This window comes from Campylobacter hepaticus (assembly GCF_001687475.2).
In the GTDB taxonomy this organism is placed as follows: Bacteria; Campylobacterota; Campylobacteria; order Campylobacterales; family Campylobacteraceae; genus Campylobacter_D; species Campylobacter_D hepaticus.
Map to the genome: position 1 here is coordinate 525,321 of NZ_CP031611.1, position 22,259 is coordinate 547,579.

The window sequence follows — 22,259 nt, forward strand, 5'->3', positions numbered from 1 at the left end:
GGAAAAAAATGCGCTATATTACAACACCAATTTATTATGTCAATGATGTACCTCATTTAGGTCATGCTTATACAACTATCATTGCTGACACCTTAGCTAGATTTTATCGTTTACAAGGACATGAAACTTTATTGTTAACAGGAACTGATGAACATGGACAAAAAATTGAAGAGGTAGCGAAATTAAAAAACTCTACTCCTAAAGAATATGCTGATAAAATTAGTCTTGAATTTAAAAAATTATGGGATGAATTTGAAATAAGCTATGATATTTATGCAAGAACAACCGATATTAAACATATAGAATTTGTCAAAGCCATGTTTTTAAAAATGTGGAAAAAAGGCGATATATATAAAGACGAATACGAAGGACATTATTGCGTTTCTTGTGAAAGCTTTTTTACAAAAAGCCAGCTTATTAATGAATATTCTTGTCCAGATTGTGGTAAAAACACAACCCTTTTAAAAGAAGAAAGTTATTTTTTTAAACTTTCAAAATATCAAGATAAAATTTTACAATGGTATAACAAAGAAGATCCTATTTTACCAAAAAATAAAAAAAATGAATTGATTAATTTTGTAGAAAGTGGACTTAAAGATCTTTCTATTACTAGAACAAGCTTTGATTGGGGAATTAAATTACCCAAAGAAATTCACGATGATAAACACATTATTTACGTTTGGCTAGATGCGCTTTTTATTTATGTAAGCTCACTTGATTATAATAGTGAAAACAAAAATCGAAAATTTTGGCCTGCACATATACATTTAGTGGGTAAAGATATTTTACGCTTTCATGCAGTTTATTGGCCTGCTTTTTTAATGAGTGTAGATTTACCATTACCTAAATTTATTGGAGCTCATGGTTGGTGGACTAAAGAAGGTGAAAAAATGAGTAAGTCTAAAGGCAATGTTATAAAACCTAAAGATCTTATCAATGCTTATGGAGATGAAGCTTTTAGATATTTCTTACTTAAAGAAGTGCCTTTTGGAAATGATGGAGATTTTAGTGAGCATATGTTAATTAATCGCATAAACACTGAATTAAGTAATGAATTTGGAAATTTACTAAATCGTATTATAGGAATGAGTGAAAAATATTTCCAAAAAAATGTTTCTAAAGAAGGTATTTTAGAATTTTACAGCCTTGAACTCAATCAAGCACAAAAACATTTAAACCTAGCTATAGATTTTTTAGAAAATTTACAATGCAATCGGTATTTAGAAGAACTTTTTAAAGCTTTAAGTATAGCCAATTTAGCTATAAGTAAATACGAACCTTGGAATCTTATTAAAGAAAATAAATATGAACAAGCTAATGCTCTTGTGGGACTTTGTGCAAATATTTTAGCTAAAACAAGTCTTTTATTAAGCCCTGTTTTACCTAAATCTTGTCAAAAAGTAGCCAAAGCTTTAAATTTCGAACTTTCTTCGATAAATTATAAAAAATTAATTATCGATAATGAACTTTTAAATTTTAAAATAAGTGCTTGCGAAGTTTTATTTCCAAAAATAGAACAAAACTTTTTAAATAAAAAAGAAGAAAAACAAAACCCTAGAATTAAAATCGATGATTTTGCTAAAATTGAAATTAAAATTGCTACAGTACTTGATTGTCAAAATATAAAAGGGAGTGAAAAACTTCTAAAATTTCAACTTGAATTAGATAATAAAGAAATACGTCAAGTCCTTTCAGGCATAGCTAAATTTTATAAAGCAGAAGATTTAATTGGTAAACAAGTTTGTATTTTAAGCAATCTAAAAAAAGCAAAAATTTTTGGATATGAAAGTGATGGTATGATACTTTGTGCAAAAAGTGAAGACAAGCTTATATTAATTACACCTGAAGAACTCGTTAAAAATGGATCTTTAATAGGTTAAAAATGCACATTAGTAATCTAGGAGAACTTCTTAATGCAACTTTAATCCATAAAGGCAGCATCTTAAGCGTAGAAGGTTTTGCTATAAATTTAAATCATATAAAAAAAGGTTTTGCTTTTTTTAATAATGATGAAAAAGAAATTGACAAAGCTATAAAAAAAGGTGCTTATGCCATTATTACACAAAACCATATTAATATCAATGATAAAGAAATTTTTTATTTTAAAGTTGAAAATTTAGAACAAGCTTTAACAAGATTATTGCGCTTTCTTTGTCAAAATCAAGAATGCGAATTTCTACTTTTTAAAATTTATGAACTAAGCCTTTGCAAAGCCTTCTCTTTAAATATTTTACAAGGTAATATTTTCGCTGATTTTGAAAAACTCGTTAAAGCAAAAAAAAATGATTTTTTTTGTTACTATGATGAAGATTATTTAAATAAATTGTGTGCCAACCCTTGTTATTTAAAAAAAAATAATTTTACTTTATTATCTCATTCTAGCTTATTTTTTACAAGTTTAATTTGCCAAAACCTCTATTTTAAAAACCTTAATTTGCCCTTTTTTTATGCTCATAGTTTTTCAAAAATCATTGCTTTTTTAAAAGAAAAAAAACAAAAAATCAATTTTGATTTTAGCAAAATTGATGATTTTAAAATTTATTTTATCAATAATCAATTTGAAATTATTCCTTTTGGAACAAGCTCTCAAGCATTTATTATCAGCAATAATGAACATACTTTTAACTTTTGGAAAGAACAATTGCAAAACATAAAAGGTTTCAAATATGCTGTTAAAAATTCTTTATTATGCGATTTTACATACAATAATATATCAGATCTTAAAACAATAAAAGATTTTAAATATTGTTTAATTTTTGAAAATTATGATACTTTTGAACAAGAATTTGAAAACAAAGAAAATCAAATTCCAAGTCTATTTTAAATCAATCCCTTCATTTTTAAGTAAAAATTTTTTTATTTTTAACCCACCATTATATCCACCTATACCCCTACTTGAAACAACTCTATGACAAGGTATAATAATAGGAATAGGATTTTTAGAATTAGCATTTCCAACCGCTCTAAAAGCTTTAGGATGATCAATTTGCTTAGCTATTTCTTTATAAGAAGCAACTTTTCCATAAGGAAGCTTCATCAAAGCTTTATATACTTTTAACTCAAATTCCGTACCTTGTAATAAAATAGGAATACTAAATTTCTTAAGCTTATGTGCAAAATACAAATCAAGTTCATTTATTACTAAATCAAGTAAAGCACAAGTTTTAAAATCATTATCATTATTCTTGCAAAAATCAATCCTAGTTAAAAATTTTCCATCACTGTGTAAAGATAGGTAACACAAAGACATTTTATAATAAACTTTAAACATTTTTTATCCTCTAAAAAGTTAAAATTATATCAATAAGATACTCAAGGAGTTAAAAATGTCTTTTATACAAGAATATGATAAACTTGTCAAAGAAAGAGCAGTTTTAGGTATTCCACCTCTTGCTTTAAATGCACAACAAACTAAACAATTATGCGAACTTTTAAAAATCCAAAATGATGAAAATTTAATCAATCTTTTACAAAACCGTGTTAACCCGGGTGTGGATGATGCAGCTTTAATAAAATGCGAATTTTTAGATTCTATATTAAAAGATAAAATCACTACTCCAAGTATAGATAAAAAACATGCCTTAAAAATGCTTAGTACTATGCTAGGAGGTTATAATGTTAAAGTTTTAATTGATGCTTTAAAAGATGAAAATATAGCCAAAGATGCAGCACAAATGTTAAAAAATATTATTTTTGTGCATGATAATTTTCATACTATAGCTCAACTTAGTAAAACAAACCCTTATGCTAAAGAAGTTTTACAAAGTTGGGCTGATGCAGAATGGTTTACTAAAAAAGAAAAATTACCTCAAATGATTTCTTGTATAGCATTTAAAGTCTCAGGTGAAACAAATACTGATGATTTAAGCCCTGCAAGTGATGCTTTTACAAGAAGTGATATTCCTTTACATGCTAATGCTATGCTTAAAATAAGACAAGTAGGATCTTTAGAAAAGATTAAAGAACTCAAAAAAAGTGGTCGCGAAGTGGTTTATGTAGGAGATGTAGTAGGAACAGGATCTAGTAGAAAATCAGCTATTAATTCCATACAATGGCATTTAGGCAAAGAAATAGAAGGTATTCCTAATAAACACAGTGGAAGCATTATCATAGGTTCTACTATAGCACCTATTTTTTTTAATACCGCACAAGATAGTGGTGCCTTACCTATTGTTTGCGATACATCTCATTTAGAAATGGGTGATGAGTTTGAAATTTATCCTTATGAAGGTAAAATTGTAAAAAATGGATTAGTTATAGCAGAATTTCAATTAAATCCTAATACCATTTTTGATGAAGTTAAAGCTGGAGGAAGAATTCCTTTAATCATAGGACGCGGACTTTGTACCAAGGCAAGAGAATTTTTAGGTTTAGAAAATGAAAACATCTTTACTAAACCTAAACAACCTCAAAATTCCAATAAAAATTACACCTTAGCTCAAAAAATATTAGGTCGTGCTTGTAATCTTGAAGGAGTACTTCCTGATATGTACATAGAACCGCGTACGCTCACTGTAGGCTCTCAAGACACTACAGGTCCTATGACTAGAGATGAAATTAAAGAACTAGCAAGCCTAGGTTTTAATGCAGATTTTGTTATGCAAAGCTTTTGCCATACTGCAGCTTACCCTAAAATAAGCGATTCTAAACTCCACCAAACTCTACCTGAATTTATAACAAGTCGAGGTGGAGTAAGCTTAAAACCAGGAGATGGAGTTATTCACTCCTGGCTTAACCGCTTTGTACTGCCTGATACAGTAGGAACTGGTGGAGATTCTCATACTCGCTTTCCTATAGGCATTTCATTTCCAGCAGGAAGTGGACTTGTAGCTTTTGCCGCAGTAACAGGATCCATACCTTTAAATGTACCCCAAAGTATTTTAGTACGTTTTAGCGGAGAATTACAAGCAGGAATTACTTTAAGAGATCTTGTAAATGCTATACCTTATTATGCTATCAAACAAGGGCAACTTAGTGTCGAGAAAAAAAATAAAAAAAATATTTTTGCAGGAAAAATTTTAGAAATTGAAGGTTTGCCTAACTTAAAGGTAGAACAAGCTTTTGAACTCAGTGATGCTAGTGCTGAAAGATCAGCAGCTGCTTGCAGTGTAGAATTAAGCATAGAAAGTGTAAGCGAATATATTAAATCAAATATTTCTTTAATTGAAGCTATGATAAAAGCAAACTATGAAAACAAACAAACTCTTATTAGAAGAGCTACAAAAATGAAAGAATGGCTTAAAAACCCTACTCTTTTAAAAGCAGATAAAAATGCTCAGTACGCCTATATTCTTGATATCAATCTTAATGATATTAAAGAACCTATTTTAGCTTGTCCTAATGATCCTGATGATGTAGCAACTTTAAGTGAAATTTTAGCTGATGAAAAACGTCCAAAAAATATAGATGAAGTTTTTGTAGGATCTTGTATGACCAATATAGGGCATTACCGAGCTTTAGGTGAAATTTTAAAAAATAAAGGTATGTTACAAACTAGGCTTTGGGTAGTTCCACCAACTAAAATGGATAAAGCACAACTTATTAAAGAAGGGTATTATAGTATTTTTGGTGCTGCAGGAGCTAGAATAGAAGTCCCAGGATGTTCTTTATGTATGGGCAATCAAGCAAGAGTAGCTGATAATGCTATAGTATTTTCAACTTCCACAAGAAATTTTGACAATCGTATGGGGATGGGTGCAAAAGTTTATCTAGGAAGTGCTGAACTTGCAGCAGTTTGTGCAATTTTAGGAAAGATTCCAAGCAAAGAAGAATATTTGCAAATTGTTAATGACAAATTAAATGATGATTATAAAGCAAATATATATAAATATTTAAATTTTAATGAAATTGAAAATTTTGAACTTGAAGATTAAATTTTTTAAAGGAATATATTGAAATTATTGTTTATTTCATTTTTTTATTTTACAATTAATCGCATTATTAGCTATAATAAAAATTATAAAATATTTTTTGATAAAAATAATTATTTTTTTAATAAAATATCAAAAAATATTTATAAAATTAGGGAGCTTAATCTTTTATTTGTAAAAATCATGATTCAATTTAATCTTCATCTTAAACTTATTAAAAACATAATCAAAAAATATAATATTTTAAAAATATATTTTTTATATCATGCTGATAAAAACATAAATCATTTTAGAAAAAATATAAAAAATTATTTCACTTATAATTTAAATAAAATATCTTTTTATTATAAAATTAAAGCTTTTCAATATAATAAAACTATTTTTAAAAATATTAGCAAACAAGCTATTAAGCAAGAATGTATTATTAGATATTTTATTAATACACCTTATTGGTTTATATTTGATTTTAAAAAATATTTTTTAAAATATCTTAGTTTAAAATAAAATTAAAATATATAAAAATATAAATAAATTTCTAAATTTTAAAGATAAAAAATATTTTATGGAGGCAACAAAAATGAAAACTGCATTCATCACAGGTGCAAGTTCAGGCTTTGGAAAAGCTTGTGTAGATGCTTTTATACAAGAAAATTATAAAGTCATCGCTCTTGCGCGTCGTAAAGAACGTCTAGAAGAACTCAAAGAAAAATATAAAGATCAAATTTATACTTTATGTATAGATATAAGAAATCAAGATACCATTTTACAAAATATAGAAAAACTTCCTCAAGAATTTAAAAACATTGATATTTTATTTAATAATGCAGGGTTAGCCTTAGGTACAGATGAATTTGATAAACTTTCTCTTGAAGATATTAATACCATGGTTGATACAAATATAAAAGGTTTTTTATATATCGCAAAAGCTCTTATACCTATACTAAGAAAACAAAAAAATGCCTATATTTTTAATCTTGGTTCCGTTGCAGCACGTAATCCTTATTTTGGAGGCAATGTTTATTGCGGGACTAAGGCCTTTGTAGGACAATTTTCACTAGCTTTAAGAAATGATCTTCGAGGAAGTAATATTAAAGTTACCAATATTGCCCCAGGACTTTGTAAAACCGAATTTAGCCAAGTACGTTTTAAAGGAGATATACAAAAAGCAAACGCTCTTTATGAAAATACTCAATTTATTAGTGCTAATGATATTGCTAAAGTAGTTATGTCTATTATCAATTTACCACAACATATTAATGTTAATGAAATTGAACTTATGCCCATAACTCAAACATGGAATGGATTTTATATAGAAAGAACACGATGAAAAAAATTTTAATTTTATTTTTATTACCTTTATTTGCATTTGCCAATTCTTCACAAGCTCTTGTAAATGCTAATTTATTTGGTGCATTTACCATTATACCTCCTTTAGTTGCTATTACTTTAGCTTTTATCACAAAAGATGTTATCTTATCTCTTTTTGCTGGAGTCTTAAGCGGAACCTTTCTTCTTAGCTTATCGGCAAACATCTTTCAAGCGCAATATCTAGCTTTTAGTAATTTTTATCACACTGCTATAGAATCCTTTTCAAAAATTATCTCTTATGTTTTAAATTCTACCTCTGATCCTGTTAATGCAGGTATTATTTTACAAATACTGTGTATAGGAGGTCTTGTAGCACTTATCACAAAAATGGGCGGAGCCAAAGCTTTAGCATTAAAATTTGCTAAACGCTCTAAATCAGCTTTATCAGCTCAAATTAATACTTGGTTTTTAGGACTTTTAATCTTTTTTGACGATTATGCAAATTTACTTATTGTTGGTCCTATCATGCGTCCTTTAGCAGATAAATTTAAAATTTCACGTGAAAAATTTGCCTTTATTATTGATTCTACTGCTGCACCTGTTGCTGGTATAGCTGTGATTTCAACTTGGATAGGTTTAGAGGTTTCTTTAATAAAAACTGCTTATGGACATATAGGTATTAATAATATTAGTGCTTTTGGTATTTTTGTTGAAACCCTACCCTACCGTTTTTATAATATCTTCATGCTTTTTTTTGTTATCATGACAGCAATTATGGGACGAGAATTTGGTTCTATGTATCAAGCTCAAATACGTGCAAAAACTACAGGACAAATTGCACCTTTATCAAAATCAAGTACTTTAAATACCGCAGAATTAGAAGATCAATTTTTAGCACCAAAAGAAAATATAAAAATTAGATCATTAGATGCTATTATTCCTATTTTTACCTTAATTATTTTAGCCATATTAGGATTTTATTTTAATGGAATTAGTACCCTAGAAGGAGAAGAACTTTTACAAGCTAATAAAAATCCTTTATCTTTTGAAACTTTTAGAATAGCTTTTGGAAATGCAGATTCTTCAGTAGTATTATTTCAAGCGGCTTTATTTGCTGCTATTGTGGCAATTTTCATTGGAGTGCGTCGTAAAATTTTTAATCTTAAAGAAGCAGTAGAAACATGGATTTATGGTTGGAAAACTATGATTTTTACTATCGTTTTACTTTTATTTGCCTGGTCACTTTCAAGTATAGTTAAAGATCTTGGAACTTCTTTATTTATCACAAGTTTACTTGCAGATAAATTACCGCAATTTATCCTACCTGCTACTATCTTTGCTTTTGCTTCAGCTATTTCTTTTGCCATAGGAACAAGTTATGGAACTATGGGTATACTAATGCCTCTTGCAGTACCTTTAGCCCATGAAATTGCTAAAATTAACGGCATGGATGCAAATACTATGCATCATTATATGGTTATTAATATCAGTTGTGTTTTAACAGGTGCAATCTTTGGTAATCACTGCTCACCAATTTCTGATAATGTTATTCTCTCATCCATGAGTGCCAAATGTGATCATATGGAGCATGTTAGAACCCAAATTCCTTATGCTCTATTTATTTGTATTATTTCTTTAATTACAGGCTATATTCCTGTATCTTTAGGACTTAATGTTTGGCTTGTTTTACCTTTAAATTTTATACTTATTGCCATTTTGCTAAGATATATAGGAAAGAAAATTCCATGAGTCTTGAAAAATTTGGAAATTTTTTAAGCTTAGAAGAAAAAGCTTCTTTTATGCAAGAATATTTTAAAGAACTTTATAAAGAAGATTTCAAACTCTTTGCTTCAAAAAATAAACATTATCGTACAAAAATTGAACTTTCATTTTACCATGAAAACAACACACTTTTTTATGCCATGTTTAATGCTCAAACTAAAAAAAAAATTATAATTAAAAATTTAGAATTTGCAGATGAAAAAATTTGCATATTAATGCCAAAACTTTTAGAATATTTACGCTCTCATCATTCTCTAAAAGAAAAACTCTTTGGGGTTGAATTTTTAGCCACGAAAGAAGACTTAAGCACTACTTTACTTTATCATAAAAATATACAAGATATTAAACAAGATTTAGAAAAGCTAAGCACTGCTCTTAATATTAATCTTATTGCAAGAAGTAAAGGCAAAAAACTGATTTTTAAAACAGAAATTTTAAAACAAATTTTAAACATTCACAATAAAAAAATATTTTATGAAATCAGTAATGATTGTTTTATACAAGCTAATACCGCTATCAACGAAAAAATGATTGAATGGACTTGTGAAATTTTAAACACTCAAAAAAGAATGGATTTACTTGAACTGTATTGTGGATATGGAAATTTTACCTTAGCTTTAGCCCATTTGTTTAATCAAATTTTAGCTACTGAAATTTCAAAAAATAATATTCATTTTGCTTTAAAAAATTGTATATTAAATGATATTTCAAATATTGATTTTATAAGACTATCAAGTCAAGAATTAAGTTCAGCTCTTAAAAAAGAAAGGGAATTTTTTCGCTTAAGAAACATTCAATTGGATAATTTTAACTTTTCTCATGTCTTTGTTGATCCACCACGTTGTGGACTTGATAAAAGTGTGATTGAATTAATAAAAAATTACAAAAATATTATCTATATTTCTTGCAACCCTCTTAGCTTAAAAGAGGATTTAAAAGAATTAAATTCAACTCATCAAATACATCAATTTGCTCTTTTTGATCAATTTGTAAACACCCCGCATCTTGAATGTGGAGTATTTCTTTGTAAAAGATAAATAAAATAAATCATGTATTTAAAAATATAAAAATTGCAAAATTTATATAGAACAATAAAACTTTAAAATAAAGGATAAACTATGCTAGAACTCAATAAAATTTATAAAGCTAAACAACAAATTTCAAATTTTATTAACAAAACTCCTTTTATATATTCTTCTTGTTTAAGTGAAATTTGTAAAAGCGAAATTTATCTTAAAAATGAAAATTTACAAATAACAGGAGCTTATAAAATCCGAGGAGCCTACAACAAAATAGCCAATCTTAGTAAAGAGCAAAAAAAACATGGGGTTATTGCAGCAAGTGCAGGAAATCATGCTCAAGGTGTAGCCATTAGTGCAAAAAAATTTGGTATTAAATCCATTATTGTTATGCCAGAATCTACTCCTCTTTTAAAAGTTTCTGCAACTAAAGCTTTAGGCGCACAAGTCATACTTAAAGGTAACAATTTTGACGAAGCTTATGCTTTTGCCATAACTTATGCCAAAGATAATAATTTAAATTTCATCCATCCTTTTGAAGATGAATTTATCATAGCAGGACAAGGAACTTTAATGCTTGAAATGCTTGATGAAATTAATGATCTTGATATGATAATTGTCCCAGTTGGAGGCGGAGGTTTAATAAGTGGTATTGCAAGTGCTGCTAAACAAATTAATCCTAAGATTAAAATTATAGGGGTTGTAGCAAAAGGTGCCCCAGCCATGTATGAAAGTTTTCATGCAAAAAAAATAAAAAATTCCAAAAGCGTGCGTACCATAGCCGATGGTATTGCAGTACGCGATGTAAATCCTATTAATTTTAATATTATTTTAAAATGTGTTGATGATTTTGTTTTAGTTAATGATGAAGAAATTGCTAATGCTGTGTTATTTTTACTTGAAAAACATAAAATCATTGTAGAAGGTGCTGGTGCTGCAAGCGTAGCTGCTTTACTTCATCAAAAAATATATACTCAAAATTATAAAAAAATTGGCGTGGTTTTAAGTGGAGGTAATATTGATGTTCAAATGCTAAATATTATCATAGAAAAAGGACTCTTTAAAGCCTATAGAAAAATGCAAATTCATGTTACTTTAATTGATAAACCAGGTGCTTTACTAGATCTTACTGATAGCTTAAAATCAGCAAATGCTAATATAGTAAAAATTGATTATGATAGATTTTCTACAAAACTTGATTATGGAGATGCTATGATTTTTATTACCCTAGAAACAAAAGGTAAAGAGCATCAAGAAGAAATAAGAAAAATACTCACTCAAAAAACCTTTAATTTTTATGAAAGTTTTTAATAAAAAATGCGACTTAAATAAAGTCCATTTGGAGGAACCAAAGAGTGATGATATCGTTTTTTGCCTTCAATTTGCTCTTTTAATTCTTCTTCACTCATTTTTCCTTCTAAAACTTTTAAAATACTTGCTACACTCAATCTAATTTGACCCCTTAAAAAACCATTAGCTTTAAAACAAAATATACTCAAATCTTTATATACATAAGCCTTTGTAGAAAAAATTTCTCTTATAGTTGTTTTATAATTTCCTCCACTTTTACAAAAAAATTTTAAATCTTTTTTTCCTATAAAGAGTTTTAAAAGTCTATTTGCTTTAATAATATCAAATCGAGGATAAAAATAAACATAAGATGACATAAATGGATTATATCTAGCATGAGAAAAAATATAACGATATTCTCTAGCTTTAACATCAAATCTTACTTCAAAATCATCTTTTACTCTCTCAATTTTTTTAATATGAATAAAAGGATGAGCAAATTTATTAATTTGCTTTTGCAAATATATAAAATCTTTAAAATATTCTCCACATTCAACACTTGCTACAGCATAACTTGCATGCACTCCTTTATCAGTTCTTGAAGCCATTAAAACACGAGAAAAAATACCTAAATGCGATAAAGCTTCGCTTAAAGCATCTTGAACACTTTTTTTATGAATTTGCATAGCAGAACCTAAAAAAGATGATCCATCATAAGAAAAAATAAGTTTTAGTTTCATCAATAACGGCTTAAAATCATTTTTTTAAAACATAAAAAAGAAATAAAAAAGCTTAAAGAAAAAATTCCAAAACAAACCAAAATAGGATTTTGAGAAAAAGAGCTTAAAAGGCCAAAATATACAGCAATAACCCCAAACATACCTAAATATACATAACCTTTTTCATAACGATAAGTTACCAAACCAAAACAAAGTGTAAAAAGTGTGCTAGCAAGTGGAAACAAAGCTATGGTTACATAAATTACAAATTCTCGCGCCCTTTGAGAGTCTTCATTTAAATCATTCCAGTATTCATAAAATTTTTTTGTTTTAAGATTGTCTATATTAAATTGAGTATTAACTACCAAAGTATCAAATTCCCCACTAAAAATATCCTCTCCTTGCTCAAAATTATATATTTTACCTTGATTTAAACTAAAAGCAAGGCCATCATCTTTTCTTTGCACATAAGCTTCTTTGGCGATAATGAGTTGTTCTTTATCATCTATTTTACGTTTAGGATGATACATAATAATATTTTCATATTTATTATTATATTGCTTTTCTATAAAAATCATCCAATCTAAAAATTTTTGCCCAAACTCTCCTGTTTTATAATTAAACTTCACCTGAGTACTTTTATAATTTATAAAATTATTCTGAAGTTCAAAAACTATAGGTATCATAACCAAAGCTACAATAAGCATTAAAACGCTAATTAAACTTGCAATTTTAATAAAAAATTTAGCTAAAATTACAGGAGAAAAACCTAAGGTAAAAAGTACTATACTTTCATTTTCTTTAGAAAGCCTATATAAAACCAAGGTCAAGGAAATGAAAAAAGAAATAGGTAGGGTAAAAATTAAAATTCTAGGCAACATAAAACCATAAAGTTTCAAAAGATCTAAAAAACTAATTTCTATACTTGAAGTAAGCTTAGCAAGCTGGATAAAAAACACCATAGAAACAATACTAAAAAGTACAAAAAAAATAGATAAATTAGTACTTAAAAACTGATTTAAAATGTATTTTAAACTAAGTTTCATAAAAATAATCCTGAATTTTTATAAAATAAAACAAACACAAATGCAGTATTTAAAAAAGGTATCATAGGAAGTCCTTGTTCTTTACTTGTTTTATTTTTTAAAAAAATAAAACAAGGTAAAATAAACAAAGAAGCTAAAAAAAGTGTTAAAAAAGCATATTCAAAACCTAAAATTCCAGCTATACATGCCATAATAATTATATCAGCATCTCCTAAATTATCTAAAATTTCATTCTTTTTTTGAAAATGCATTAAGTAAAATACAAAACTTTTGAGTAAAAATACAAATCCTGCAAAACCAAAAGCATGAAGAAAAAAACCTTCTTTAAATTCTTTAAAAATTAAAAGATATTCTATTTCACCATTTTTAAAGCCATAAAATAAAGCAAATATAAAAGCACTTAAAAGTAAACTTTGAGGCACAGCTTTTAATTTAAAATCTATCAAAGATAGTAATAAAAAATTAAATAAAAATAAAGATAAAAATAAAAAATCATATAAAGAATAACTTAAAAAATATACCAAAACAAGTAAAATTATCCCTAAAATTTCATTTAAAATTAAAGAAAAAGATAAAATACGTGCGCAATGACTACATCTTGCCCTTAGAAAAATATAAGAAAAAATAGGAATAAGTTCATAAAATTTTAATCTTGCATCACAAAAAAAACAAAAAGAATAAGGAAATAATAAAGATTTTTTTTCTATTATTCTACTAGCTATACTTGCACAAAAAGATCCAATACAAGCTCCTAAAATTATAATAAAAATAATCATTTTCCAAAAGTTCTTTCTCTATTGTGAAATTCTTTAATAATTTTTTTAAATTCTCTTTTAGTTAAGGATGGAAATAAAGTCTCACTAAAACAAATTTCTGCATAAGAACATTGCCAAAGTAAAAAATTTGAAAGCCTCTTAGCATTTCCTACACGTAATATTAAATCCACATCCAAAGGTAAATCTAAATTTTGAGTTAAATTTTCTTCATTGAATTCAAGACCTTTTTCAAGTACACGTTTAGCTGCTCTTACAATCTCATCTCTTGATCCATAACTTATAGCCAAATTCACACAAAGCCTATTGCAATATTTTGTTTTTTCTTCAACCAAGGCAATTTTATCTCTTATTTTTTGATCTACACGCCATAAATCGCCTATAGCTCTTAAACGTACATTATTTTTTTCAAATTTTTCTAAAGCTTCATTTAAACAACGATCTAAAAGTTCAAAAATAAAATCAATCTCATCTTTAGGACGATTCCAATTTTCTGTGCTAAAAGCAAAAAGACTTAAATTAGAAATTTTTTCTTCTACACAAACTTCCATAAGTTTTTGCATGGTTTTAACACCTTGAAAATAGCCTAATTTAGCTAAAAATCCCTTCGATCTAGCCCAACGTCTATTCCCGTCCATAACAACAGCAAGATGTTTTAATTGATTCATTTTTATCCTTTAAAATCAAAAAATTTTTTAAAAACAAATAAAGGTTTAATATCATTTTCTTGCGTTATATTAAAATCTAAATATTTATTTAAAAATTTTTGCACCTTTGCAAAAGGTGTAAAAATACTTACTCCTTGAGAATCTATTAAAATTTTTAAAGCTCCAAAAACACTAAAATATAAATAAATTTCTAAATACTTAGATTTTTTACACATTTGTAGCAAACAAGATTTATTGTCAAAAATAAAGGGAATATGATAAATATTTTCATAACTTGCAAAAAGCATTTCTTTTAAAATTTGATAACGTCTTGCATCTTTACATTCTAATAAATTTTTTATAAGAAATTTTTTATAAGAAATTTTATCCTCCAAAAGTGCAATAATTAAAGTTAAACCTTCTTCAAAAACTTCTAAATTAGGACATTTACAAAGATGTTTAAATTGCATTACTCCATTATTTTGCATATAAAGTTCAGCCAAATACTGTGCACCAACTTCAAGTTCTATCATACTTTTAGTTTGAATTTTTTTATGATTTAATAAAAGAGTATAATGACCATAAGTTGATTTAGCTAAAACTTTTATTTGCAAAGGTAGGGTGGAATTAATAATATTCATAATTTTTCACACTCTTTAGCTAATTCAAAAGCTAAGGTTTTTTTATCTTGTAAAAGGCTTTTATTTTGACTTTTAGAAGTGATAAAATAAAGCTCATTCTTGTCACTTCCAAAATAATTATTTTGATTGATAATATTAAGACAAATCATATCTAATTTTTTATCTTGTAAAGCTTTTTTAGCATTTTTTAAGGCATTATTAGATTCTAATTCCATTTTAAAACCTATTTTTTTACCCTTAAAATTACAATTTGCAAGCAAATCTTCATTTAAAGATAAATGTAAATTTAAACCATCTAAATGCTCACTTTTTTTAATTTTACCTTTAATATTTTGTGGTAAAAAATCACTAACAGCAGCTGCCATAATTAAAAAATCATTCTCTAAATTCTGGTTTAATAAATCTTTTAGATCTTTTGAATTTTCAAATTTACAAAGCTCATAAGGCGTATTAAAATCTATAGAACTTAAAAATTTTACCTTAGCGCCTAAAAAATAAAAAGCATCACTAATAGCTTTTGCCATTTTACCGCTTGAAAAATTACTCACACAACGCACAGCATCTATTTTTTCTCTTGTTCCTCCACCTGTAATGATTATATTTTTATCACACCAAAATTTTTGTTTAAAAAGTTCTCTTTTTACTGTATTAAATATAGTTTGAAGTTCTGCTAAAGCACCTAAACCCTGATCTTTACAAGCTAAAACCTTACACACAGGCTCAATAATCAAAGCTTTATTTTTTTTAAGCAATTTCAAAGCATTTTGCGTGCTAAAATGAAAATACATATTAGTATTTGCCGCAGGGGCAATAAGCAAAGGTTTATTAGCAGCTATTAAAGTTTGTATGAAAAGATTATCCGCTATGCCAAAAGCTAGTTTATTTATAGAATTAACACTTGCAGGAGCCAATAAAATAATATCTACATCCTTACTAAAAAGAATATGATTTTTTGTATTACTCCAGCTTTCATTTTCTTCACATAAAACTTCATCCGCTAAAGCTTCAAAACTTATTTTGCTAACAAATTTTAAAACCCCATTAGAGAGTAAAACCTTAACTTTAAAACCTTCTTTTTTAAACAAAGAAATAAGTTCATAAGCCTTATAAAAAGCAATACTACCGCTAATAGCTAAAAGTATGGTTTTCATTATTTAAATTTCTTATAATAATAATCTTTAACCATTTTATACTCTGCCCTATTGATAAATAAAGATCCCTTTTTTACATTCACATTTACAGTACTTCCAGCTGCTATAACCACTTCATCTTCAATTTTTACAGGAGCTATAAATTGTGTATGCGACCCTACAAAAACATTTTTACCTATAAAAGTTTTATGTTTTTTTATCCCATCATAATTACAAGTAATACTTCCACAACCTATATTAGTCCCACTATGTATCTCACAATCTCCTAAATAGCTTAAATGTCCTGCTTTTACTGTATCTAACTTAGCATTTTTACATTCAACAAAATTACCTATATAAGAATTTTTTAATTCACAATTTGGGCGCAAATGAGCTAAAGGTCCTATGCTGCTATTTTCCACTAATGAATTTTCAATCACACTAGAACTTTTAATAATAGAATTTACAATCTTACTTTTTCCTTCTATCCTCACATTTTCATAAATTTCACATTCTCCAACAAATTCAACATCCACTTCTATAAAAGTACTCTGCGGTAAATGAAAAATTACACCTTCTTGCATCCAATATTTTTTAATTTTTTCTTGCATAAAATATTCAGCTAAACTAAGTTCAAATTTATCATTTATTCCCATAAATTCATCTTCATTTACAAAAACCGCTTGAATATTAATATTTTTATTTTTAGCCAATTTAACAATATCTGTCAAATAATACTCTTTTGCTGCATTATTATTATCGATTAAGGGTAAAAGCTCTACTAAAAGTTTTGAATCTATAACATAAACTCCGCTATTGCAAGTATTTATTTCTCTTTCTTGTTCATTTGCATCTTTAAATTCAATAATTTTTTCAACACAATTTTCTTTTATAACCACCCTACCATAAGTTTTAGCATTTTTTGCTTTAAAAACTGCTAATACCAGACTTGATTTAATTTCTAATAAATTTTCTAAGCTGGTTGATTCTATTAAAGGCATATCACCACAAAGAATTAAAACTTTTTCATTTTTTGCTTTAAAACCTTTTAAAGCCCCCGCAGTTCCTGGATAATTTTGCAAATCTTGTTCTAAAATTTGTGTTTTTGGAAAATGTTTTAAAATTTCTTTTTCAATATAATCTTTTTGATATGATAAAACCACACTCACATCATCACTTATCATAAAAGCTTTTTTTAAAATATGCAAAATCATACTTTTTCCACAAATTTCTTGCAAAACTTTTGGTTTTTTAGATTTCATTCTAGTGCCAAATCCTGCTGCTAAAATCAAAACAGAAGCTTTCATTTTTTACCCTAATAATGCTAAAATTAAAAAAGATTATTTTAACAATTTAAAGTTAAAATTTTAGTTCCTTAAACTAGTTTTTAGTCATCAATAGATAAAATTTCATACAAAAATCAAAATCCCTCAAAAAAGGTCTTAATAATTTTGAAAAAAATAATATTATTTTTAATTTTTAATATAAGCTTATTTGCTGCTGAAGCAACTATACCAACAGTTAATTTAAGCTTAAATGCACCCAATACTCCCAACCAACTTGTTACCACTTTAAATATCATTATAGTCTTAACCATACTTACCCTTGCCCCAAGTATTATCTTTGTCATGACTTCTTTTTTGCGTCTTATAGTAATATTTTCTTTTTTACGCCAAGCTGTAGGTACACAAAGTATGCCTCCAAATACTATTTTAGTAACCTTAGCTCTCATTTTAACTTTTTTTATCATGGAACCTGTAGCAACAAAATCTTATGATCAAGCAATTAAACCTTATTTAGCTGAAAAAATAGGTTATGAAGAAGCTTTTACTAAAGGAATGAAACCTTTTAAAGATTTTATGCTTAAAAATACTCGTGAAAAAGATCTAGCTTTATTTTATCGCATGCGCAATTTAGCCAATCCTAAAACTATAGATGATGTCCCGCTTACAGTTTTAGTTCCAGCATTTATGATTTCAGAACTCAAAACTGCTTTTGAAATAGGCTTTTTAATCTATCTGCCTTTTTTAGTTATAGATATGGTTGTAAGCTCAGTTTTAATGGCTATGGGTATGATGATGCTTCCACCTATTGTAATTTCCTTGCCTTTTAAGCTTTTAATTTTTGTACTTGTTGATGGTTGGAATTTACTCGTACAAAGATTAGTAGAAAGTTTTGTTACTTAATTAAGGTTTGCAATTTTAATAATTCTTAATATTATATAAATCAAAAATATCTTAATTTAATTAAGAAATTTTTTTATAGCCTTTTGATAATCTTCTTGAGTATCAATACCCATACTTTCAGTTACAATTTCAAGCATTTTAATTTTTTTACCATTTTCTATAGCTCTTAATTGTTCTAATTTTTCAGCATTTTCAAGTGCGGAATTTTTTAATGAGCAAAATATCTTTAAAGCTTTTACACTATAAGCATAAATACCCAAATGACCTTTAAAGCTATCTTTATAATCTTCTCTTTCATAAGGAATTTTAGCCCTTGAAAAATATAAAGCAAAACCTTCTTTATCACAAAGTACTTTAACCAAATTAGGATCATTAGCTTCTTCTTGAGTGATTTTTTTATAACAACTCGCCATAAAAGCATCTTTTTTTAAACAAAAATGTGCAAATTTTTTAAATTGAAGTAAATTTTCGCATTCTATAAAAGGTTCATCAGCTTGAATATTGATAATAATTTCATCTTCTTTTAAATTTAATTTTTGACAAACTTCATAAATTCTATCTGTGCCACTTTCATGTTCTTTACTTGTTAAAACAGCATTTAAATGATATTTTTGAGCAAGTTTTAAAACTTTTTCATCATCCAAGGCTACACATACTTCATCAACTTTGTTTGCTTTTCTTGCAGTTGCTACAAACATAGGAACACCTCCTATATCACATAAAATTTTTTCATGAAAGCGACTTGATTTTAATCTTGCAGGTATAATAATCATTTTTGCATCCAAGCTAAAATTTCTTCTTTTATGTCCTTTATTTTAAAGACTTGTTCTTCTTTATCATTTAATTCAAATAAAGATAAAATATCTTCTTTAACTTCAACATCAAATTCTTTAGCAAGTAATTTTAAATCTTCTTTTTCATCACTACAATCTCTATTATATAAAGCCTTAATCATACTTGGAGTAAATTTAGTCCATTCAGCTGTTGAAGTTATAATACTAAGCTTTTTTTTATCTAACATTTTAAAACAAGTTGCAGTATGTGGATCAATTAAAATTTGACTTTGTTTAATAAATTTTATACACTCTTCATCTTTGCAAAAATCTGCTTCAAAATCTTCTTGTAAACTTTGTAATTCCTCTTTTGTAAGTTCAAAATATTTCCCATTTTTAAGTGAATTCATAAGCTCATTAGTCCTAATATCTTTAAATTTTGCAAACAAAAGTCTCTCAATATTTGAAGAAAGAAGTATATCCATAGCCGGAGAAATGGTTTTTTCAAGACTTCTATGACGCAAATCATAAATCCCTTTGTTAAAAAACTCGCTTAAAACATTATTAGCATTAGAAACAATTTTAATTTTTGAAATTTTAGCTCCCATATTTTTAGCATAAAAAGCCCCTAAAGCATTACCAAAATTACCACTAGGAATAATAATCTCTAATTCTTCTTTAAAATCTTGATAAAGTTTTGCACTTACATAATAATGATAAATAATTTGAAATAAAATACGTCCAAAATTCACTGAATTTGCTGCACAAAGCTGATAATTTAAATTTTTAATTTTTTCTTGAAAATCTTTAGAACAGAGCATTTCTTTTAAAATACTCTGAGCTGCATCAAAATCTCCATCTATAGGTAAAACTTTTAAATTATTTTTATTTAAAGCATGCATTTGTAATTCTTGTACCTTGCTTGTGCCTCCTTTTGGATACATACAAATAACTTTTATATTTTTAGCATTATCAAAACTTTTTAAAGTAGCAGGACCAGTATCACCGCTTGTTGCACAAATAATTAAAATATTTTTATCTTTTGAAAATTCCTTTAAAAGCACACTAAAAGGCTGTAAAGCCATATCCTTAAAAGCTCTTGTTGGACCATGCCAAAGTTCATTAATATAAGTCTTTTCATCGATTTTTTGCAAACAAATAGGCAAATGCTTATCATCAAAATTTTCATAACTTTTTAAAGCTTGTCTAAAAAGTTCCTCCTCGCCAAAATCAAAACTTTTTATAAGCTCTAAAGCAAAGTCCTTATAAGATAAATGAACATATTTTTGACCATCAAAAAAAGGCAATATTAAAGGCGAATAAAGTCCACCTTGCATAGGATCGATCAAAGCTTGTTTAAAACTAACCTTATTATTTATATTCCTACTATCAACTAGCATCATAATCAAACTCCTGAATATAAGTTTTTATTTTATCTTTTAAACTATCTTTTAATTCCATATTTAATTCTATAATTTGACACTTAAAACCAAAATCTTTAACTTTTGTGAAATCTTTAAAAGTAAGCATTAGTGTATCGCAATTATGTTTTTTTAGCAAATTTTTTAATTCTTCTTTTTTAAATTCATAATGATCTTTAAAAAAATAACAAGCCCTAGCCTTGACAAAATGTTCATGCAATCTAAAAGGTTTGGCAATAGCACTCACTAAAATGGCTTTTGGATTTTCTTTTACAAAAGAATAAGGTATAAAATCTCTACCTTCAAGTGCAATAAAATGAGCTTTTTTTTCATAAAATTTAGGCAAACGATAAGCACCGCTAGGTAAAGTAAAATTAAAATAAGGCTTAATTTTACTCTCAAGTAAAATGTCTAATTTTTTAATATAAAATTTTGAAAAAGCATCATCAAGTAAAACGATTTTAGCGCCCAAATCAAAGGCTTTTTGAATACCTTTTACCCTATCTTCACTTACAATTACACCTTGAATACTACGTTCAAAAGCGTACTCCATAGCCTCATCACCACTTTGAGAGACATGACATAAAATTTCATTTTGCTTTTTAACAATTATCAAACCCTTACTTTTTCTTTTATAACCTCTAAGTACTACAAACACCCCATCAAATTCTCTAGCAATAGCTTTACATAGTGGAGTTTTACCATTTCCACCAAAACTAAGATTTCCTATGCTAATTATAGGTTTTTTAAAATCAACTTTCTTGTAAAAAAAAGTATTTAAAATCGCACAAAAAGTGTAGACAATACTCAAAGGTAAAAGTATAAAGGCCAAAATTTTTTGCCAAAAATTAGGTTTAAAAAAATAATTATCCAGCCAAAGTTGATATTTTTTCTCCTCTTTCATAATTTTAAATTTCCAAAATTTCAGGCATTTGTCTTTTAAAAGTATTTTTTTGCATTCTATCTTTTAGCATATGCAATAAAGAAACATCAAGAGAATTTAAAACTTTTTTATCATCTGCTATTAAAGCTTTTAATCCTTGATCTATTTGACTATAAGTAAAACCTAATTCTGCTTCATCACTTTGATTTTCCCAAAGATCTGCGCTAGCTGGTTTTTTGATAAAATTTTCATGCAAGCAAAGATATTTTGCAAATTCATAAATTTCACTTTTATAAAGTCCACCTATAGGATTAAAAGCACAAGCTAAATCTCCATAAATTGTTCCATAACCTAAAAGTAATTCGCTTTTATTAGAAGTACCTACAACAAGATAATTTTTTAAAGCAGAATAATCATAAAGCAAACTCATTCTAATACGTGCTGCAAAATTACCTATAGCAATTTGATTAGTATTTTCACTCTGTTTTAAAAAAGCGTCTAAAATATTTTGAATAGGTAGAATTTTATGATCAAGATTTAAATCTTGACAAAGTTTTAAAGCATCTTCTAAATTAGCTTGATTTGAAATTTTACTTGGCATTAAAAGAGCAAAAACATTTTCTTTTAATGCCTTACTACAAAGTGTTGCTACAAGTGCGGAATCAATACCTCCGCTAAGACCTAAAATAACACCTTTTGTCTGAGAATGTTTTATTTTTTGTTGTATAAAATTGCATATTTTTTCTGTAATTTTTTGCCAATGCATAAAGC

The 22,259-nt window shown here is 27.0% G+C and carries 20 protein-coding genes; 8 read left to right on the top strand and 12 right to left on the bottom strand.

The annotated features are described in order from the left end of the window. Positions 1–8 precede the first annotated feature (8 nt). Together metG and A2J15_RS02615 are read left to right on the top strand one after the other, a co-directional pair. Complete coding sequence (gene metG, locus A2J15_RS02610) at positions 9–1,880, top strand: methionine--tRNA ligase (protein WP_066778268.1); 1,872 nt, start codon at positions 9–11, stop codon at positions 1,878–1,880. Positions 1,881–1,882: 2 nt separating this feature from the next. Continuing rightward, the gene (locus tag A2J15_RS02615; RefSeq protein ID WP_066778266.1) at positions 1,883–2,824 is read left to right on the top strand and encodes a hypothetical protein; all 942 of its coding nucleotides are present in this window, start codon (positions 1,883–1,885) and stop codon (positions 2,822–2,824) included. Here A2J15_RS02615 and A2J15_RS02620 read toward each other — a convergent pair. Continuing rightward, positions 2,816–3,271: a methylated-DNA--[protein]-cysteine S-methyltransferase gene (locus A2J15_RS02620; RefSeq protein ID WP_066778264.1), complete on the bottom strand. Its 456-nt coding sequence runs from the start codon at positions 3,269–3,271 to the stop codon at positions 2,816–2,818. The genes A2J15_RS02615 and A2J15_RS02620 overlap by 9 nt on opposite strands. A 55-nt stretch (positions 3,272–3,326) precedes the next feature. Between A2J15_RS02620 and A2J15_RS02625 the strand changes: the two genes are divergently transcribed. The 5 genes from A2J15_RS02625 to ilvA all read left to right on the top strand — a co-directional run bounded on the left by A2J15_RS02625 (position 3,327) and on the right by ilvA (position 11,290). Further along, a complete protein-coding gene (locus tag A2J15_RS02625; RefSeq protein WP_066778262.1) occupies positions 3,327–5,873 on the top strand; it encodes a bifunctional aconitate hydratase 2/2-methylisocitrate dehydratase in 2,547 nt (848 codons plus the stop codon). A gap of 574 nt (positions 5,874–6,447) precedes the next feature. After that, positions 6,448–7,197: an SDR family NAD(P)-dependent oxidoreductase gene (locus A2J15_RS02635; RefSeq protein WP_066778257.1), complete on the top strand. Its 750-nt coding sequence runs from the start codon at positions 6,448–6,450 to the stop codon at positions 7,195–7,197. Beyond that, on the top strand, positions 7,194–8,927 hold the full coding sequence (locus A2J15_RS02640; RefSeq protein ID WP_066778254.1) for a Na+/H+ antiporter NhaC family protein: 1,734 nt from the start codon (positions 7,194–7,196) through the stop codon (positions 8,925–8,927). Before A2J15_RS02635 ends, A2J15_RS02640 begins: the two co-directional genes overlap by 4 nt. Beyond that, on the top strand, positions 8,924–9,997 hold the full coding sequence (trmA, locus tag A2J15_RS02645) for a tRNA (uridine(54)-C5)-methyltransferase TrmA (protein ID WP_066778253.1): 1,074 nt from the start codon (positions 8,924–8,926) through the stop codon (positions 9,995–9,997). The genes A2J15_RS02640 and trmA overlap by 4 nt, the downstream gene beginning before the upstream one ends. An 81-nt stretch (positions 9,998–10,078) precedes the next feature. Continuing rightward, positions 10,079–11,290 (top strand): threonine ammonia-lyase, encoded by a 1,212-nt coding sequence (ilvA, locus tag A2J15_RS02650; protein ID WP_066778251.1) that lies wholly within the window; start codon positions 10,079–10,081, stop codon positions 11,288–11,290. Here the strand turns inward: ilvA and truA are convergent. From truA to glmU, 7 genes are read right to left on the bottom strand one after another with little or no spacing between them, the layout of a single operon-like run. After that, positions 11,287–12,012 (bottom strand): tRNA pseudouridine(38-40) synthase TruA, encoded by a 726-nt coding sequence (gene truA, locus A2J15_RS02655; RefSeq protein WP_116980477.1) that lies wholly within the window; start codon positions 12,010–12,012, stop codon positions 11,287–11,289. The two genes, ilvA and truA, sit on opposite strands and share 4 nt — an antisense overlap. Continuing rightward, positions 12,009–13,034 (bottom strand): LptF/LptG family permease, encoded by a 1,026-nt coding sequence (locus A2J15_RS02660; RefSeq protein WP_066778246.1) that lies wholly within the window; start codon positions 13,032–13,034, stop codon positions 12,009–12,011. Before A2J15_RS02660 ends, truA begins: the two co-directional genes overlap by 4 nt. Further along, on the bottom strand, positions 13,031–13,810 hold the full coding sequence (locus A2J15_RS02665) for a prepilin peptidase (RefSeq protein WP_066778244.1): 780 nt from the start codon (positions 13,808–13,810) through the stop codon (positions 13,031–13,033). Before A2J15_RS02665 ends, A2J15_RS02660 begins: the two co-directional genes overlap by 4 nt. Then, entirely contained in the window at positions 13,807–14,475 is a 669-nt protein-coding gene (gene uppS, locus A2J15_RS02670; protein WP_066778242.1) for a polyprenyl diphosphate synthase, read from the bottom strand. The genes A2J15_RS02665 and uppS overlap by 4 nt, the downstream gene beginning before the upstream one ends. 2 nt (positions 14,476–14,477) lie before the next feature. Then, entirely contained in the window at positions 14,478–15,095 is a 618-nt protein-coding gene (locus tag A2J15_RS02675) for a hypothetical protein (RefSeq protein WP_066778240.1), read from the bottom strand. Further along, positions 15,092–16,246: a bifunctional phosphopantothenoylcysteine decarboxylase/phosphopantothenate--cysteine ligase CoaBC gene (coaBC, locus tag A2J15_RS02680; RefSeq protein WP_066778237.1), complete on the bottom strand. Its 1,155-nt coding sequence runs from the start codon at positions 16,244–16,246 to the stop codon at positions 15,092–15,094. Before coaBC ends, A2J15_RS02675 begins: the two co-directional genes overlap by 4 nt. Then, positions 16,246–17,532 (bottom strand): bifunctional UDP-N-acetylglucosamine diphosphorylase/glucosamine-1-phosphate N-acetyltransferase GlmU, encoded by a 1,287-nt coding sequence (gene glmU, locus A2J15_RS02685; RefSeq protein WP_066778235.1) that lies wholly within the window; start codon positions 17,530–17,532, stop codon positions 16,246–16,248. The genes coaBC and glmU overlap by 1 nt, the downstream gene beginning before the upstream one ends. 144 nt (positions 17,533–17,676) lie before the next feature. Here glmU and fliP point away from each other — a divergent pair, with 144 nt between their 5' ends. Continuing rightward, positions 17,677–18,411 carry a flagellar type III secretion system pore protein FliP gene (gene fliP / locus A2J15_RS02690; RefSeq protein WP_066778233.1) on the top strand — a complete coding sequence of 245 codons (735 nt, stop codon included), beginning with the start codon at positions 17,677–17,679 and terminating at the stop codon, positions 18,409–18,411. A gap of 56 nt (positions 18,412–18,467) precedes the next feature. Here fliP and kdsB read toward each other — a convergent pair whose 3' ends face one another. From kdsB to A2J15_RS02710, 4 genes are read right to left on the bottom strand one after another with little or no spacing between them, the layout of a single operon-like run. After that, on the bottom strand, positions 18,468–19,184 hold the full coding sequence (kdsB, locus tag A2J15_RS02695; RefSeq protein WP_066778381.1) for a 3-deoxy-manno-octulosonate cytidylyltransferase: 717 nt from the start codon (positions 19,182–19,184) through the stop codon (positions 18,468–18,470). Then, complete coding sequence (gene thrC / locus A2J15_RS02700) at positions 19,181–20,587, bottom strand: threonine synthase (protein ID WP_066778231.1); 1,407 nt, start codon at positions 20,585–20,587, stop codon at positions 19,181–19,183. The genes kdsB and thrC overlap by 4 nt, the downstream gene beginning before the upstream one ends. Then, positions 20,574–21,509, bottom strand: coding sequence for a tetraacyldisaccharide 4'-kinase (locus A2J15_RS02705; RefSeq protein ID WP_066778229.1), 936 nt, complete (start codon positions 21,507–21,509; stop codon positions 20,574–20,576). The genes thrC and A2J15_RS02705 overlap by 14 nt, the downstream gene beginning before the upstream one ends. A 4-nt stretch (positions 21,510–21,513) precedes the next feature. Then, positions 21,514–22,254 carry an NAD+ synthase gene (locus tag A2J15_RS02710; RefSeq protein WP_066778228.1) on the bottom strand — a complete coding sequence of 247 codons (741 nt, stop codon included), beginning with the start codon at positions 22,252–22,254 and terminating at the stop codon, positions 21,514–21,516. Positions 22,255–22,259 lie beyond the last annotated feature (5 nt).